We start from the raw sequence: 15,781 nt of genomic DNA, 5'->3' as shown, positions 1-15,781 counted from the left end.
GCTTCCGGTTAAGTGCGCGGCTCAGCGCCGCGTGGGACGTCGTTTACGCACCGTGTTTTTTGGCACCACGGTGGCCGGTATCGCTGCCGGCTCTGGCGTTTCCGGCTGCTCAATCGGGAAGATCGGCAGCGCCGCTAACAGCCGGCTGCCGTAAGATTTGCTCAGCAGGCGGCGGTCGTAAATAACGATTTCGCCATAACATTGATGGCTGCGAATCAGGCGTCCGACCTGTTGAATCAGGGTAAAAGAGGCGCTGGGTAAGCTCTGCACCTCAAACGGATAGCGTTTCAGGCTTTTCAGCCACTCGCCTTCGGTCAAAATTACCGGACTGTCTACCGGGGGAAAAGCGATTTTATGGATATGCACCTGACTCAGCAGATCGCCTTTAAGATCCAGCCCTTCGGCAAACGACTGCAGGCCAATCAGGATGCTGATTTCCCCTTTGGCGACGCGCTGACGATGCAGATCGACCAGGCGGCTGCGCGGCTGATCGCCCTGAACCAGCATTGAGAGGCGCAGGTCGGGCAGACAGGCGACAAACTGCTGCATCGCCCGGTTGCTGGCAAACAGCACCAGCACGCCTTTGTGCTTTTTCTCCGCCATCTGCTGCCGGAAGAAACTGGCCATCTCCGCGATATGCTCCGCTTCGTGCGTCATCAGCGGCTCATAGCGCATCTGCGGGATCACCAGCTTGCCCTGCTCCACGTGGTTAAACGGGGAGTCCAGTGCCACAAAGCGGTCGCCCGCCTTCTCGCTGAGTCCCGACATCTCCTGCAGGCGGTTGAAACTGTTAAGCGATCGCAGCGTGGCGGAGGTCACGACCACGTGCGGAATTTTACGCCACAGCATCTTCTCCAGCTGGTCGCTGACGCGGATGCCAGCGCAGTGAAACAGCAGGTGCGCCTGACCTTCGCGCAGCTCGCGGGTGATCCACTTCGACACCGGCGCGCCAGAGGCTTTTTCCATCGCCGCCAGCCGCCACAGTTTGCTGACCGATTCAAACCAGCCAAACTGGCGATTGAGCTGCAGCAGATTGCGATGCAGTCGCACCACATCCACCTTGCCGGTCTGCTCGCTCAGCGCATTAATCAAACCTTCACTCAGGCCGCGCAGCGCATCGCTGAGCTTAAAGAGCCGGGCGCAGAGATCCAGCAACTCCTGGGGCAACGCCCCCAGCACAAAGCGGAATTCGCCCGGCTGATTATGCGGTGGCAGCAGCGGATTCAGCGCCTGAGCGGTAATCGTCAGCAGTTCTCGCAGCTCATCGCAGTGCGCTTTCAGCCGCTCCGGGTTAGCCAGCGGCGGCGGCGATTTTGGCCGCATCTGCGTCATAATGCTCTCTACCAGCTTGATAAAGAGGTCGAGCTGCAGGCTGCTCCAGCCCGGCGTGATGTCGGCGCTCATCTCCAGCGCATCGCGGGCCACTTCCGGCAAGTGATGCCCTTCATCCAGCACCAGCATCAGGTTTTTTGCCGGTGGCAGCACCGACTCATTCTCCATTGCTGCCATGACCAGCGCATGGTTCGCCACCACTACATCGACCTGCTCGATTTCGCGCCGCGCCACAAAGAACGGGCATTCACGATACCAGCGACAGTGTGCGCCAAGGCAGCTCGCTTTGTCGGTGGAAAGCCGCTGCCACAGGCTGTCGCTGACGTTCTCGTCGCTGTGATCGCGCAGGCCGTCCCACTGATAGCGATCCAGCGATTTCTGCAACCGGCCACACTGCGTCTGCTCCTCTTTAGTGCTGCTGACGGCGTCATCGTCCAGATAAAGCAGCAGATCGCCCTGCTCATCGTCATCGGCCGCCATCGCCGCCAGATTACGCGGACAGACATAGCGCCCGCGGCCAAAGGCGGCAGTAAAGGTGAGATCGGGAATGATTTTTTTCAGCAGCGGCAGATCTTTGGTGAAGATTTGATCCTGCAGCGCCACGTTGGCGGTGCTGATCACCAGCCGCTTCTCCTGGGCGCGGCTGGCCGCGATGCCCGGGATCAGATAAGAGAGGGTTTTGCCCACGCCGGTTGGCGCTTCAACCGCCAGATGGCGCGAATCGTCGCCCGCCAGGCACTTCGCCACTTCGGCGATCATCTGGCGCTGCGGCGCACGTGGGATGAAGTCAGGCACCTGCTCCTGAAGCGCTTTATACCATTGCGCTATCTGGCTTTTTACTGCGGCTGTCAGGGCCATGATTTGCGTTACCACACCGAAAATATGGCCTGTATTTTTACACAGTATCCTGTTGGCGTCAGCTTTCGCGCCGAATTTTTCGTGCGACGTCGTAAATTTCAGCAGTTGCCCGTTTCAGGGTCGTGCGGGCAGCCCGTCAACCCAGGCCGGTCCGGCACGAAGAAAGGCCAGCCGCATGAGCTAGCGGCTGGCTACGCCAGCACTTTGTACATATAGGTGGTGGCATCCAGCACGCCCGCGGTGGATTCGGCATAAAACGGGATCGACCCCGCCACCTGCCAGCCCAGCGAGCGATAGAGATCGCTGGCGACATCGCCGCTGCGCGTATCCAGCACCAGCAGCGTTTTGCCCTGCGCACGGGCCTGCTGCTCAGCGCGCTGCATCAGCTCACGCGCGATGCCCTGACGGCGCGCCTGCGGATGCACCAGCAATTTGCTGATCTCCGCCCGGTGTCGGCCATTAGGCATGGCGCTGCCACTGAGAATGACAGTGCCCACGATGCGACCGTGCTGCCGCGCAACGAATAGTTCGCTGTCGCCGTCTGCCAGAGCGGCGATCCGCTGCTGCCAGAATCGCGTTATCACCTCTTCGTCTTCAGCATCAATAAAGCCGACGCTGGCGCCGTCTGCCACACAGGCCTGCAGCACCGCTGTGAGTTCATCCAATTGCGGTTGTGCTTCGTCGGCGCGAAGTATTGTGTAATCGATCATGGTTTCGCCACCACCAGTAAATAGCGCGCGCCGTCAGTCAGGTGCGCCTCAAAAGCCGATTTCCCGACCAGATGAAAACGTAAGCAATCACCGGGCTTCAGCGCCCACTGCTGCGCCCCCATCGTGACGGTGAGGCCGCCCTCGCGTAGCCAGATATGCTGCTCCAGACTCTGAATGGGTGGCGCATCGTAATCTATACGTGCACCAGGCCGTAATTTGCCCTCAACGAGTTCGCATCGGAAATGAAGCGCAGGAGGTGAAACATTCCGGCGAATAAATCCGCTGGATTCATCCTGCCACACGGGCTGCTGGTCATCTCTGATCAGCAAACTGGACTCCTCCTCCACTTCACTGAGCAGGCGCGACATCGTTAATCCGTAGGCAACACACAGACGGTTAAGCAGCGCAGCAGTAGGGCTGGTCTCGCTTCGTTCAATGCGCGATAATGACGCACGACTGATGCCCGTTGCGACAGCAAGTTCATCCAGCGACCAGCCGCGTTGCAGGCGTAATTCTGCCAGCCTCACCGCCAGTCGTTGCTCCGTATTCAGCTCTGACATGATGATTTCTCATATTTGGGAATAATTCTCTTATATGAGATATAACGGAGAAACGACGTATCAGTCAAGTTGTACATCGAGAAATGTATTGTACAACTTAGTCGGCTTCGTTATGGTAATTGCACTCAGACCAATCGAAAGAGGAATTTATGACCTTATACAGTATCGGTGACGTCGCCGAGCGCTGTGGCATAAACCCAGTCACACTGCGCGCCTGGCAGCGTCGTTATGGCTTACTGAAGCCGCAACGTACCGAAGGCGGACATCGTCAGTTTGACGAAGAAGATGTTCATCGCATCGAAGAGATCATGCGCTGGATTGAAAGCGGCGTGCCGGTCGGTAAAGTTAAGGCACTGCTGGAAGGTGGCGATGTTGATGCCCATGACGGCTGGACCACACTCCAGGATGAGCTGATCAGCGTCCTGCGTCACGTCAGACCCGCTAAACTTCGTAATAAAATTGCCGCGATTGGTCGCGAACATCCGATTGATGCGCTGATCGATCATGTTTTTATGCCGGTGCGCCAGAAGCTGAGTCTGGATCAGAACACCGCCCGCACCATGTGCAGTCTGCTGGATGGTTTGCTGATCGATTATGTCGCGTTCTGCCTGACCGGCAGCCGCAAAAAATCGGGTAAAGATGCGCTGATTATTGGCTGGGGTATCGACGATCGTACCCGAATCTGGCTGGAAGGCTGGCGTCTGTCGCAGCATGGCTGGCGGATTGATGTGCTGGCAGAACCGCTGGATTTACCGCGTCCTGAACTCTTTCCCGGCATGAATATGTTTGTCTTTACCGGTAAAAAACTGACCCGCCGCCAGCAGGAACAGCTGTCACACTGGCAGGAACAGGGCTATGCCGTGCGGTTGCACGATCCCGCCTGATAACAAAAACGCACGCCGGGCACTTTGCCTGCTGCCTTGCGCGCGCTATTATCCCCGCCTCACTATTAACGAGCTCAGGTTTTACCCATGAACTGTAAAAAAGCTTTCTTCGCTACGCTGTTTTTTATTATGGCGGCAGGCGGCACCGGCGGTCTGATGCTGGTGGGATACTCTCTCATCGTTCACTCACGCTAAGCCAGCGCTGCAGGCGTTCAAACAGGCGATCGCTGACTATCGCCAGCAGCGCCACCAGTAATGCTCCCTGAATGACATAGGCTGTATTAAAGCCGCTTAAGCCGATAATCACCGGCGATCCCAGACTTTTCGCGCCGACCGTCGAGGCGATGGCAGCGGTGCCGATGTTGATGATCACCGAGGTGCGTATCCCGGCGATGATGACCGGCGCAGCCAGCGCCAGCTCAATCTGCCACAGTCGCTGCCAGCTACTCATGCCGACCCCGATGGCGATCTCCCGACTGCTGGCCGGTACGCTATCAATACCCGCCAGCGTCCCCTGTAAAATCGGCAGCAATCCATAGAGCAGCAGCGCCACGACCGCGGGCCAGGCGCCAAATCCCATCACCGGCACCGCAATCGCCAGCACCGCCACCGGCGGAATCGTCTGCCCTGCCGCCACAATGGTTTCCATCAGCGGCCGGAAGGCCCGCCCCGCCCGCCGCGTCACCAGCACACCACTGCCAATGCCAAGCACAATCGCCAGCAGGCTGGCGGTGATCACCAGAAACAGATGCGCCAGCGTCAGCTGCCAGAAGCTCTCCTGCTGATAGAATGGTCGCGCCAGTTCGGGAAACCAGCGGTGAAACAGCGGCCCGCTGTAAGGCATCAGGGTCAGCAGCGCGCCGTAGAATAGCACCAGCCACAGCAGCGGATCCCTTAGCCTGCGCATGTTAAATCCTCGCGCAGTTGCAGCAGATCGCCAAAGTGGAGCACGCCCAGCGGCCGCTGCTGATCGTCGATGACCGGCAGTTTATCGGTACGCCGGGCGATAAACTGCGACAGGGCATCGCGCAGCGTCAGTGCCGCAGCGATCGGTTCGCCCGGCAGCCACTCGCCGCGCCGCACGGCATTACCGACCTGCTCCAGCGACAGCAGCCGTACCCCCATTTCGCTGCGACCAAAGAAGTCGCGCACAAAATCATTTTTCGGCTGGGTCAGCAGCTCGACTGGCCTGCCCTGCTGAACAATCTCGCCGTTATCCATCAGCACAATACGGTCTGCCAGCGTCAGCGCTTCGTCGATGTCATGCGTCACCAGCACGATGGTGCGGCCCGACAGTTGATGAATGCGCAACATCTCCTGTTGCAGCACCCCGCGCGTCACCGGATCGAGTGCGCCAAACGGCTCATCCATCAGTAACACTTCCGGATCCGCCGCCAGCGCCCGCGCCACGCCGATGCGCTGCTGCTGCCCACCCGAGAGCTGATGCGGATAGCGGTCCAGCAGCTGCGCATCGAGATTCAGCAGCGCCAGCAGCGCCGTGATACGTTCATTGATTTGTGCCCGGGGCCAGCCCAGTAGCACTGGCACCGTGGCGATATTCTTCCGCACCGTCCAGTGCGGGAACAGGCCAATCGACTGGATGGCGTAACCCATGCGCCGCCGCAGCGTGCGGGCATCGAGCTGGCGAATCGACTCTCCGGCAAAGCGGATTTCACCACTGTCAAACTCCACCAGCCGGTTGATCATCTTCAGGGTGGTCGATTTGCCCGAACCGGAGGTGCCAAGCAGCACGCAAAATTCCCCTTTCGCCACCTGTAACGACAGATCTTTCACCGCCGCTTTACCGTTAAACGCGCGGGAAACGCCGTCAAACTCAATCATCTTTTCTCTCCAGCAGTGAGATCAGCAGGCGGAACAGCGCATCGATGACCACCGCCAGCGCAATCACCGGGATCACACCCAGCAACACCAAATCAAGCGCACTGCTTAGCAGTCCCTGGAAAATAATCGCGCCAAAGCCGCCCGCGCCAATCAGCGCCGCAACCACCGCCATGCCCAGCGTCTGCACCACCACTACCCGCAGGCCCGCCAGCCAGACCGGCAGCGCCAGCGGCACATCCACCGCAATAAACTGCTGCCAGCCACTCATGCCGACGCCACGTGCACTCTCACGCACCTCGTGCGGCACCTGTTGCAGCCCCACCACCACGCTGCGCACCAGCGGCAGCAGGGCGTAAAGCACCAGCGCGATCAGCGCCGGAGCCATCCCAATGCCGCTGATGCCCCAGTCGCCGAGCCACGGAAACTGCTGAGCCAGTCCGGCCAGCGGCGCAATCAGCAGACCAAACAGCGCCACCGAGGGCACAGTCTGAATCACATTCAGCACACCGAACACCCCGCCCTGCCAGCCAGGCCGCCGGAACAGCGTGACGCCCAGCGGCAGCGCAATCATCAGCGCAGGCACCACCGTGCCCGTCAGCAGGGTGAGATGACGGCTCAGCGCGGCATCAAACACCGCGTGGCGGTTGGCATACTCTTTCAGCAGGGAGAGATCGCTGAGCTGGCCACTGAACAGCAGCAGCAGCGGCAACAGCCAGACCTGCAGATTGAGCAGCAGCTGTGCCAGCCGATGGCGGGTCAGTTGCCGCACCTGATCGGTGATCAGCAGCAGGATCAGCGCGCCGCTGCACCACAATCCGCTGGCAAAGCTGGTGCGCGCCAGACGGCTGCCCTGCTGGCTGAGTAAAGTGGCCTGATGACCGCTGAGCCAGATAATCGCCGCCAGCATCAGTTCTGCCGCCAGCAGCGCCAGCATCAGCGTGATGCGGGTCGGCTGCCGCCACAGCAGCAGCCACAGCGTCACCAGCGGTAGCAGCAACAGCCCGAAGCGGCTAATCTGCCAGCCCATCAGCGGTTCACCCGCTACCAGACGGTTCGGGGCGAAGTTCAGAAACGGCAATGCCACCAGCGCCAGACTCAGCAGCGTCAGCAGCAGCAGTGCCACCGGCTGCTCAACCGGACGGCGTATCGCTTCCCGCGATATCTGCATCGGTTACAGCAGCTTTTTCTGCTGCAGCCATTCGGTCGCTACGCTGCTGGCATCCTGACCGTCGACCGCGATTCTGGCGTTGAGCTGTTGCAGCGTCTTCTCGTCAAGCGCGCTGAACACCGGCTTGAGCCACTCTGCAATCTGTGGATAGGCTTTGAGTACCGATTCACGGATCACCGGCGTCGGCGCATAAATCGGCTGAACCCCTTTAGGATCGCTGAGCGTCTGCAGACCTAATGCCGCCACCGGACCGTCGGTGCCGTACGCCATCGCCGCGTTTACGCCGGAAGTCTGCTGTGCCGCTGCGCTGATGGTAACAGCGGTATCGCCGCCAGCCAGCGACAGCAGCTGGTCCTGCTTGAGGTCAAAGCCATAGGCTTTTTCAAAGGCGGGTAAGGCATCGCTGCGTTCAATAAATTCTGCTGAGGCCGCCAGTTTGAAGGTGCCGCCTTTTTTCAGCCAGGCGCTGAGGTCCGCCAGAGAGTTGAGCTGATTTTTTTCAGCCAGATCTTTTCGCACAGCGATGGTCCAGGTGTTATTGGCCGGAGCGGGCGTCAGCCAGACCAGATGGTTTTTCTCCGCATCCAGCTTCTTCACTTTCTCGTAGCCTTCGGTGGCATTTTTCCAGGCGCTGTCTTTCTCATCATTGAAGAAAAATGCACCGTTGCCGGTATATTCCGGATAGATATCAAGTTCGCCCGCCGTGATGGCACCGCGCACCACCTGCGTGGTGCCGAGCTGAATTTTATTGACGGTTTTTACCCCGTGCTTTTCCAGCACCTGAAGAATCACATTGCCCAGCAGTGAACCTTCGGTATCAATTTTCGAGCCGACCCGCACCGGGTCCGCCGCCTGTGCTATCCCCATGCTGAGCAGCAAAGCGCTGACGCCCATCCAACCCCGAATTCTGACCATGGCTTTTTCCTTATCGCAGTGTGTTGTTTTTACGTTTTGTTCGTGCGTGATGATTAACAAGGCGTTGTGCGCCTGCGCGTTCAGGCTGCCCTCCTGCCACTCTGCGGGAGGCTGGCAAGGCGTGCAGCGGAAATTATCTGCCTTAAAAGCGTAGCCTGGCGCAGCGGCGATGTAGCTGACTTTATCGCAAATTGATAACGATTTGAGATTATAAATTCATCTCATATAACCGAAATGAATTTACGTCTGGGCGTCTAAACGGCTATCCTCGGAAATCTGTTTTTATAATAAAAGACGCACAACATCATGTCCGACCTGACCTCTTCCGCCCATGTGGCAACAGCAGGGAGTTCGCCCGGTGGCGAAACACAGTGGATCCGCAGCGCAGCTGACGTCTCCCGATTAGTGAACAGTGGCGACAGCGCCCGTAATAATGCCCGCATTGTGGTGGCGATTGCGCTGGGGGGCGTCTTCCTTGACGCCTACGACCTGGGTGCGCTGGCCTTTGGCATCAAAGACATCACGCGCGAATTCAATCTCACCCCGACCGGCACCGGCATGGTCGCCTCGGCAATCACCTTCGGGGCCATTATCGGCGCACTGATCGGCGGCTATCTCACGGATAAAATTGGCCGTTATCGGGTGTTTATGGCCGATATGTTCTTTTTCGTGGTGGCGGCTATCGCCTGTGCGTTTGCCCCCAATGAGTACGTGCTGGCCGGCGCGCGTTTTGTGATGGGTCTGGGGGTCGGAATCGATCTGCCGGTGGCGATGGCGTTTCTGGCGGAGTTTTCCAGACTGCGTGGCAAGGGGAATAAAGCGGCCAGTGTGGCGATGTGGTGCCCAACCTGGTATGCGGCGATCAGCATCTCTTATCTGCTGGTGCTGCTGCTCTATGCCGTGTTACCCGAAAGCCACACCGACTGGCTCTGGCGTCTAATCCTCGGTTTTGGTGCCGTTCCGGCGATTATCATCATCGCCATCCGTAGCCGTTACATGAGCGAATCCCCGGTTTGGGCGGCGAATCAGGGCGACCTGAAAGGTGCCGCGGCGATTTTACGCAGTGCGTGGAGTATTAATGCCCAGGTGGCACCCGACGCCGCGCTGACGCCTGCCATGCCGGTGCGCAAGGCGAGCTGGCGTAACTATGGCGCGCTGTTACAGGGTGTTTATCGCCGCCGTACATTGCTGGCGACCATCACTTCCATTGCCTCATCTTTTGCTTATAACGCGGTGGCGTTTGGCTTGCCGGTGATCATCTCCAGCTTCTTTGCCCAGTCAATGCTTACCACCATTCTGGTGTCGCTGGCGCTGAATCTGCTGTTCGCCTTTGTCGGCGGGATACTGGCGGTGCGACTGGTGCCGCGCCTCGGGGCGTGGAAGATGTCGGTGGCGGGTTATGCCTGTCAGTGCGTGGCGCTGCTCGGGCTGGCGCTGATTGGTCGTCCGGAAGGCGGCCAGGAAGCCGCGCTGGCGATCGGCATGCTGGCGCTGTTCCTGTTTGGACAGGGATTCGGGCCTGGCTCCCATACCATGACTTTTGCGTCGCTGAGCTATCCGACGTCGCTGCGCGGCGTGGGTGTCGGCTTTAACCAGACGCTGATGCGCGGCAGCTCTACCGTTTCGCTGTTTCTGTTTCCGGTGCTGGTCGCGGCGCTGGGCACCGGCGTGTTCTGGGTGATCTTCCTGGCACCACTGGCGGGCCTGCTGGCGCTGCTGGCGATCCGCTGGGAACCGTCGGGTTATGATGTGGATGCGGAAGATTTCGAGCTGCAGCGATAATCAATGGTCAGGGCGTGGATAGCGCGCAGGCTCAGGGAGCAAACGGGCTCATAACCCTGGCGCATTGTTTACACCGGCCCGACTTCTCCGGCCAGCATTGAAACCGCACCTTAGTGCGGTTTTTTTATGCGGTGACTTGCGGGAAAGGAAACTGCTCCAGATAGTCCGGGATGCGCGGGAAGGTGTGCAAAAACCACGGTGTGAACTGCTGTGGCTGCTGCTGCATCTGCTGCTCAATCAGCGCCATCGGGCGATAATCCCAGGCATCCGCTTCCTGCGGATTCAGCTGCGGCAGGCTGTCGCAGACGGCAAAGAAGACGTGACCATACTCATGTTCAGTCAGGCCATTGCTCAGTTTCAGGTTGTAGCTCAGCTCAAACACCGGCGTCAGCGTCACCACCATCCCCATCTCTTCACGCAAGCGGCGCTCGGCGGCGTCGCGGGTTGATTCATGGGGATAAGGATGACCACAGCAGGTATTACTCCACAAGCCACCACAATGATATTTATCGCTGGCACGCCGTTGTAGCAACAGCTCCTGCCGGGAATTGAAGACGTAGACCGTCACCGCGCGGTGCAGTAATCCTTTTTCATGCACTTCCAGCTTTTCCATCTTGCCGGTGGGACGATCGAGGTGGTCAACGAGGATAACTTCAATAGCAGACATGGCGTTTCCTTGAGATTATTCCCAACTATTCTGGCACAGAATTATCGGTTTGGGCGGATCATCGAGGATTTTTTACCCGGGTCAGGCGGAGATAAGCGGATGAAGCAGAGAGAAAATCAGGCCAGCAAGGCTGGCCTGGAGAGGGATTACAGTCGGAAGCTCTGAACCACCCGCTCAAGCTGGGTGCTCTGCGATTCCATCGCCTGCGCGGCAGCAGAAACCTGCTCCACCAGCACGGCGTTCTGCTGCGTAGTGCCATCCAGCTGAGTAATCGCAACGTTAACCTGTTCGATGCCCAGGCTCTGTTCGCGGCTGGCTGACATGATTTCACTCATCAGCGTTGTCACACTGCTCACGCCCTTCATCAGCTCATCCATGGTCTGACCCGCCTGCTCGACCAGCGCGCTGCCGGTATCGATGTTCGCCACCGACTCTTCGATTAACTTTTTAATCTCACGCGCCGAGTTGGCTGAACGCTGTGCCAGGTTGCGCACTTCCGATGCCACCACCGCAAAACCGCGACCCTGTTCACCGGCCCGTGCGGCTTCTACTGCGGCGTTCAGCGCCAGGATATTGGTCTGGAATGCGATGCTGTCGATCACGCTGATGATATCGACCACTTTACGGGATGAGTGATGAATCTCGCCCATGGTGGTGACCACCTGACGGACCACTTCGGTGCCACGTGCGGCTACCTGCGAGGCATCACCCGCCAGCTGGTTAGCGTGGGTGGCGTTATCGGCGTTCTGACGCACGGTGCCGGTCAGTTGCTCCATCGACGCGGCCGTTTCTACAATCGAGCTGGCCTGATCTTCGGTACGGGAAGAGAGATTAGCGTTGCCGCTGGCAATTTCCCGCGACGCGGCGGTGATCGCCAGCGCGCTGTCGCCCACCTGCTGGAGCAGCCCCTGCAGATAGCTGATGAACTGGTTAAAGCTCTGCGCGACGGCGTTGAATTCCGGGCTGTTGCTGGCTGGCAGACGCTGAGTCAGATCCGCACCACCGGTCGACAGCGCTTCAATGTTGCTGTTCAGCACGTTAAGACGTTTCATCATGGCGCGGACAAAGCCCAGCGACACCAGCAGCAGGATCACCGCCAGAGGGATCTGCACCAGACCCAGGCGGGTCAGCATGTTGTGCGACTGCGCTTTAAGCAGGCTGGTTGGCAGGCTGCTGGCGAGATACCACGGGCTGCCTGGAATGGCCTGCACGAACAGCGTCTGCTCGCCTTCACTGCTGTCATAGGTGGTTTCCAGCGGCTGATTGCCAACACCGTTAAGCAGCGTTTTCAGCGGTGCTGCCATCGGCATCTGCACGTCAGCCAGGTTCTCCAGCTTCGGTGCGGCATTCACCAGTGCGCCATTGCCCACGACTTTACCGTCGGCTTCGACGATCAGGACGTTGCCCTGAATGGTTTCACCCATCTGCTTCGCCAGCTGGTTAAAGAACCCCAGCGTCACGTCGATGGTGGCGACACCCCAGGCCGTGCCGTTTTTGTAGATGGCCATAGCACAGTTGGTACGCGGCTGCGGGCTGGCGGCATCCTGATAGGCTTTTGCCCAGGCACACTGGCCTTTCGGAGCGGCCATGCCATCTTTGTACCAGGGTTGCTCCCAGTATTTGTCAGCCGCGTCGGAGTTCCAGTAGGTGTTCACCTGCAGTTCATTGCTGGCATTACGGGCAAAGAAGCTGCTGTCCTTCTCTTTGGCCGGGTCACGACGATTTGGCAGTGGCCAGATCCCGCCACCAAACACATTGCTGTCCTGATACTGGTTAACCAGCGTCGGTAATAGGGTGTCGATGGTGGCGCTGTCCATGACAGATGCGGCTTCGGTAATGGCGCGCTGCTGGGCCTGAACGCGGTTCATCTGTTCAACGATACCGGAAGCCAGCGAATCCACCTGATAGCGAACCAGACGGCTTTCGCTATCCACCAGTTGTGGCGCGACAAACTGATTAATAACCCAGACTGTAACGAGTAAAAGCGCAACAAAGAACGCGATCATTGTTGCGGTGAAGCGGGATTGTGTTGTTTTAAACATCTTCGTTCCCCTGAACCTGGTGCGGCGCGATTGCCTGATCGGGTTTAACGGCGCGGCAAGCGGGAACTTGAGATGAGCAGGATCACATATTTGAGAAATGTTTGATTTTTGTAAAAATTTAATTTCATATGGAAACTATCACATCCCCGGCGGGCGCCGGGGAATGGGCGAACAGCCGCATTATTGCTGGCCTACTCTTCTGAACTGACGACCTGCTGGCGCGGGCGGAAGATGTGATTATTGCCATCCGCCGTTAACAATTCCCGTAACTTCTGACCGCCATGTTCATCCGCCTGCGCGAACTGCCGCTCCGCTTCAGTAATCGGCGTAGTCCAGAGCAGAGTCGGGCGATCGCCGTCGCGTTTTGGCAGCGAGAACTGCGCCTGATCGGTTGCCAGCTCATTGGCGAGCAGGAAGCTTTCAAAGCCGACGGGGGCCACTTCCGACGCCAGCGTATGGCCCTCGCCCAGCCAGGTCAGCCGCGCCCACGGCAGATGCACGAACTCCGCCAGCGCGCTGGCCATCTGCACCGCGTTGCCTTCGGTCATGACTTCACCGTCAACCGCCATACCCAGTTCAATGCGGCGATACTGCGGCGCCAGCTCATCAAACAGATAATCGACCTGCGGCATCGGCCGAATGCTCATGCCGATGGTCAGGAAATACCAGACGCCCTGATGCCAGTGCTGGGAGATTGCCATCGGCGGCCAGCTGCCCTGATCGATAGCGTAATACTTCACTGACTCGCCAAAGCGCGCCTGATAGCAGGCCATCAGATCGTTCTGCACCTTATCCCACTCGCTGCCGTCGTGCCATTCGCGCCAGAACTGACGCTGATGCTCCGCACGGGCGTAGTAGTCATTGGTTGATGCCGACCCCAGCGGTGCCGTCAGCCGGTTCTTTTTGATGCAGCCTGCAGAGAAGCTCACCTGCTTCTCCTGATAGAGACTCCAGCCGGGGATCACCGCCAGCAGCTGGCCGTAATACCACAGCGCCGCGCCATCATCGCTCGGCTCCCATAGCACCTGCAGACCAGCTGGATCCAGCGCGGGTTCCGCTTCCAGATTACGGCAATACTCGGCGCTGAGCAGCGGCGCTATGCCCTGCTCCATCGCCTCGCGATCTTCCTGCGCCGGTGCCGGCAGCAGGTTTCGTAGCCAGCAGCCGCGTACCGCATACTGGCTGCGGAACAGGTCGGTTGGCCAGATGTAAAAATAGGCAGTGCGCTCATCCTGTTCGACAATAGCGGTCAGGGTGCGCTGCTGATTGTGGACTTCAGCAATCAGGGATTTGTACGTCATAGTGCCTCGACAAAGCCTGGAGGAATCCATTTTCCCCGAGAATAGAGCAGGATCCTGGCTGCGGCTATCTGAGACAAGGGTAATAGTCTCAAAGTGTGGGAGTTGGAGGGGTGGTGAAGAGTACAGCAGGCGCAATTGGCGGGAGCAGAGGCCCATCTGGCAGCATACTCATACCATCACGGTCTGATAATGCTCTTACAGTAACGGGTGGATGCAGCGAAGGAGCGCGATGCACTGCCCCATAAAGTTAACCGGATACGGTGTTGATTGTAGCGTTCACTATGGTTAGCAGACTGACTTCTCTAATCCATGGTACTCATATCGTCCTGTTTAATGCTTTTTGAAAAAAGCTTTCAGCACCCATAAAAGCGCAACAGACATAATGACAGAAATAAGGATGTTGGCTGAGAGTACAAAGTCGATGGTTGCCTCATCGCCATTAATATTGAAAAATCCTGCGATGGCATAAAAGAATGTTACCGGCACTATGACAGCAATAGCTTTTGAAATAGCAATCGCGCAAAAAACAAACAGAAAAATAGTTAAAATAAAGCGCATCGTTAGTATACCTTTACCGTTCCATAGGCTTTGAGCTGGCTGCCCGGGATGTTAAGCGTTGGGCCAGATTTAAGGAACATGTCGCGCATGTAATTGAACTGAAGAGGATGTTGAAGTGTGATGCAGCCTTCACTCAGCCCTAATGGCCCAATAGGGTGCAGACGGAAATTGCCCCGCCTGATGCCTTGTACAAACGTGTAGTCATCGATTTTTCCATCGTCACGAAATAGTCCAAACCATGTTGAACGATCCGTACCGTATATGTCTTTCAACAAGCGTTCTCTAAACGGCCCCAATCTTCCACCTGAAGGTCGTTCTACAATAAAGTAACGGCCACGAACTATTGGGCCTATATCAGGTACGTTTGTTTTTTCTGGATTATTGCGGCCTTCTTTTTGACCAGAAAAAGCAGGAAATGTACCAATACCAGGGCAGCTCAGGCTGGTCATTTCACGCCGATTGAGAAGTAAATAGCAGCTATATGACATGAGAACTCCATTCCTTATGTGCGAATATAGTAGATCCACTTGATTCTAAAAATTAACTATTGCTTTTTGGGAGAACAATGTCAATTGTGCCCGGCATCTGCCTTTGAGTGGCTGACTGGAGGGACGTTACCTGTGCCCGCAGAAAGGCATAAAAAACCGCCAGGCGGCGGCTCGCCTGAATTTACCAACTTTTATTAGGACTCTTTGTAAAAGAGCCGCCGTGGACAGTGGCATCAATCGCATTGCGGCAGTCTTCGGTATCGCGTGGATCAAAGGCTTTCGTGCATTCCTCATATTTAGCTTTGCGCTCCGCGTCATGCGCTTTATACCAATCAATACCCTTCGCGCCAGCATCCCAACCGGTAAGCAGCGTGGTAGCCAGCAAAACCAGTGAAAGCAGTCCTGCTTTCATCAGATTTCCCTTTAAAGAATTAATTGCGACCGCAGTTATAGAGCAGTAGTGCGCCCGAACGAATGAAGCAGGGACTGTCAAAAACAATGTCCGCTATGAGCGAGAAGCAGACTTAGCGGTTGTTCTCAGTACCATGAAGAGCTAGTTAAACCTAGGTGTATTAATCAAATGGGAGCAGGTCAACCTGACTTGTCCCCATAAATTATGATATTGCGATGCTAGCAAAATCCGCTTTTAGCAATTACTGTGAGGGTAACTCCTT

General features: G+C 57.5%; 15 protein-coding genes. 2 read left to right on the top strand and 13 right to left on the bottom strand.

What is annotated here, in order from left to right:
- Positions 1 to 21: 21 nt before the first annotated feature.
- The 3 genes from dinG to AFL22_RS03990 form a co-directional block, all read right to left on the bottom strand.
- Positions 22 to 2,190 (bottom strand): ATP-dependent DNA helicase DinG, encoded by a 2,169-nt coding sequence (dinG, locus tag AFL22_RS04000; RefSeq protein ID WP_052270941.1) that lies wholly within the window; start codon positions 2,188 to 2,190, stop codon positions 22 to 24.
- Positions 2,191 to 2,381: 191 nt separating this feature from the next.
- Positions 2,382 to 2,900 (bottom strand): GNAT family N-acetyltransferase, encoded by a 519-nt coding sequence (locus AFL22_RS03995; protein ID WP_052270844.1) that lies wholly within the window; start codon positions 2,898 to 2,900, stop codon positions 2,382 to 2,384.
- Positions 2,897 to 3,460, bottom strand: coding sequence for an XRE family transcriptional regulator (locus tag AFL22_RS03990; RefSeq protein ID WP_052270843.1), 564 nt, complete (start codon positions 3,458 to 3,460; stop codon positions 2,897 to 2,899). The genes AFL22_RS03995 and AFL22_RS03990 overlap by 4 nt, the downstream gene beginning before the upstream one ends.
- Before the next feature lie 149 nt (positions 3,461 to 3,609).
- On the opposite strand from AFL22_RS03990, the gene AFL22_RS03985 reads away from it, so the two are divergent.
- Entirely contained in the window at positions 3,610 to 4,344 is a 735-nt protein-coding gene (locus AFL22_RS03985; protein WP_010254274.1) for a MerR family transcriptional regulator, read from the top strand.
- 175 nt (positions 4,345 to 4,519) lie between these two features.
- Here the strand turns inward: AFL22_RS03985 and AFL22_RS03980 are convergent, their stop codons facing one another.
- From AFL22_RS03980 to AFL22_RS03965, 4 genes are read right to left on the bottom strand one after another with little or no spacing between them, the layout of a single operon-like run.
- Positions 4,520 to 5,251 (bottom strand): ABC transporter permease, encoded by a 732-nt coding sequence (locus AFL22_RS03980; protein WP_052270842.1) that lies wholly within the window; start codon positions 5,249 to 5,251, stop codon positions 4,520 to 4,522.
- Positions 5,239 to 6,186: an ABC transporter ATP-binding protein gene (locus tag AFL22_RS03975; protein ID WP_052270841.1), complete on the bottom strand. Its 948-nt coding sequence runs from the start codon at positions 6,184 to 6,186 to the stop codon at positions 5,239 to 5,241. The genes AFL22_RS03980 and AFL22_RS03975 overlap by 13 nt, the downstream gene beginning before the upstream one ends.
- Complete coding sequence (locus tag AFL22_RS03970) at positions 6,179 to 7,354, bottom strand: ABC transporter permease (RefSeq protein WP_052270840.1); 1,176 nt, start codon at positions 7,352 to 7,354, stop codon at positions 6,179 to 6,181. The genes AFL22_RS03975 and AFL22_RS03970 overlap by 8 nt, the downstream gene beginning before the upstream one ends.
- 3 nt (positions 7,355 to 7,357) lie before the next feature.
- Positions 7,358 to 8,269 (bottom strand): ABC transporter substrate-binding protein, encoded by a 912-nt coding sequence (locus AFL22_RS03965; protein ID WP_022625994.1) that lies wholly within the window; start codon positions 8,267 to 8,269, stop codon positions 7,358 to 7,360.
- A gap of 306 nt (positions 8,270 to 8,575) precedes the next feature.
- On the opposite strand from AFL22_RS03965, the gene AFL22_RS03960 reads away from it, so the two are divergent.
- Positions 8,576 to 10,051, top strand: a complete 1,476-nt coding sequence (locus AFL22_RS03960; RefSeq protein ID WP_010669713.1) for an MFS transporter — start codon at positions 8,576 to 8,578, stop codon at positions 10,049 to 10,051.
- Between the two features lie 124 nt (positions 10,052 to 10,175).
- Here AFL22_RS03960 and idi read toward each other — a convergent pair whose 3' ends face one another.
- The 6 genes from idi to AFL22_RS03930 all read right to left on the bottom strand — a co-directional run bounded on the left by idi (position 10,176) and on the right by AFL22_RS03930 (position 15,519).
- Positions 10,176 to 10,718 (bottom strand): isopentenyl-diphosphate Delta-isomerase, encoded by a 543-nt coding sequence (gene idi, locus AFL22_RS03955; RefSeq protein ID WP_010254245.1) that lies wholly within the window; start codon positions 10,716 to 10,718, stop codon positions 10,176 to 10,178.
- Between the two features lie 146 nt (positions 10,719 to 10,864).
- On the bottom strand, positions 10,865 to 12,760 hold the full coding sequence (locus tag AFL22_RS03950) for a methyl-accepting chemotaxis protein (protein WP_022625996.1): 1,896 nt from the start codon (positions 12,758 to 12,760) through the stop codon (positions 10,865 to 10,867).
- 191 nt (positions 12,761 to 12,951) lie between these two features.
- The gene (locus tag AFL22_RS03945) at positions 12,952 to 14,061 is read right to left on the bottom strand and encodes a suppressor of fused domain protein (protein WP_033779531.1); all 1,110 of its coding nucleotides are present in this window, start codon (positions 14,059 to 14,061) and stop codon (positions 12,952 to 12,954) included.
- A gap of 330 nt (positions 14,062 to 14,391) precedes the next feature.
- Positions 14,392 to 14,619 carry a hypothetical protein gene (locus AFL22_RS03940; RefSeq protein WP_033766755.1) on the bottom strand — a complete coding sequence of 76 codons (228 nt, stop codon included), beginning with the start codon at positions 14,617 to 14,619 and terminating at the stop codon, positions 14,392 to 14,394.
- Positions 14,620 to 14,621: 2 nt separating this feature from the next.
- Entirely contained in the window at positions 14,622 to 15,107 is a 486-nt protein-coding gene (locus AFL22_RS23115; protein ID WP_072000444.1) for a DUF2778 domain-containing protein, read from the bottom strand.
- A 181-nt stretch (positions 15,108 to 15,288) separates the two neighbouring features.
- Positions 15,289 to 15,519 (bottom strand): EexN family lipoprotein, encoded by a 231-nt coding sequence (locus tag AFL22_RS03930; RefSeq protein ID WP_033766753.1) that lies wholly within the window; start codon positions 15,517 to 15,519, stop codon positions 15,289 to 15,291.
- Positions 15,520 to 15,781: the final 262 nt, after the last annotated feature.

The sequence above is a fragment of the Pantoea sp. CFSAN033090 genome, from assembly GCF_001264395.1.
Lineage (GTDB): Bacteria > Pseudomonadota > Gammaproteobacteria > Enterobacterales > Enterobacteriaceae > Pantoea > Pantoea agglomerans.
The sequence above is the reverse complement of the archived record's forward strand: the minus strand, read 5'-3'. Positions and strand labels throughout refer to the sequence as shown.

Bases quoted from the DNA above. Each gene is read 5' to 3' on its own strand.
- AFL22_RS03930 (WP_033766753.1), bottom strand. From the start codon at position 15,519: ATGAAAGCAGGACTGCTTTCACTGGTTTTGCTGGCTACCACGCTGCTT.
- dinG (WP_052270941.1), bottom strand. From the start codon at position 2,190: ATGGCCCTGACAGCCGCAGTAAAAAGCCAGATAGCGCAATGGTATAAA.
- AFL22_RS03970 (WP_052270840.1), bottom strand. From the start codon at position 7,354: ATGCAGATATCGCGGGAAGCGATACGCCGTCCGGTTGAGCAGCCGGTG.
- AFL22_RS03960 (WP_010669713.1), top strand. From the start codon at position 8,576: ATGTCCGACCTGACCTCTTCCGCCCATGTGGCAACAGCAGGGAGTTCG.
- AFL22_RS23115 (WP_072000444.1), bottom strand. From the start codon at position 15,107: ATGTCATATAGCTGCTATTTACTTCTCAATCGGCGTGAAATGACCAGC.
- idi (WP_010254245.1), bottom strand. From the start codon at position 10,718: ATGTCTGCTATTGAAGTTATCCTCGTTGACCACCTCGATCGTCCCACC.
- AFL22_RS03980 (WP_052270842.1), bottom strand. From the start codon at position 5,251: ATGCGCAGGCTAAGGGATCCGCTGCTGTGGCTGGTGCTATTCTACGGC.
- AFL22_RS03940 (WP_033766755.1), bottom strand. From the start codon at position 14,619: ATGCGCTTTATTTTAACTATTTTTCTGTTTGTTTTTTGCGCGATTGCT.
- AFL22_RS03945 (WP_033779531.1), bottom strand. From the start codon at position 14,061: ATGACGTACAAATCCCTGATTGCTGAAGTCCACAATCAGCAGCGCACC.
- AFL22_RS03965 (WP_022625994.1), bottom strand. From the start codon at position 8,269: ATGGTCAGAATTCGGGGTTGGATGGGCGTCAGCGCTTTGCTGCTCAGC.
- AFL22_RS03985 (WP_010254274.1), top strand. From the start codon at position 3,610: ATGACCTTATACAGTATCGGTGACGTCGCCGAGCGCTGTGGCATAAAC.
- AFL22_RS03975 (WP_052270841.1), bottom strand. From the start codon at position 6,186: ATGATTGAGTTTGACGGCGTTTCCCGCGCGTTTAACGGTAAAGCGGCG.
- AFL22_RS03990 (WP_052270843.1), bottom strand. From the start codon at position 3,460: ATGTCAGAGCTGAATACGGAGCAACGACTGGCGGTGAGGCTGGCAGAA.
- AFL22_RS03950 (WP_022625996.1), bottom strand. From the start codon at position 12,760: ATGTTTAAAACAACACAATCCCGCTTCACCGCAACAATGATCGCGTTC.
- AFL22_RS03995 (WP_052270844.1), bottom strand. From the start codon at position 2,900: ATGATCGATTACACAATACTTCGCGCCGACGAAGCACAACCGCAATTG.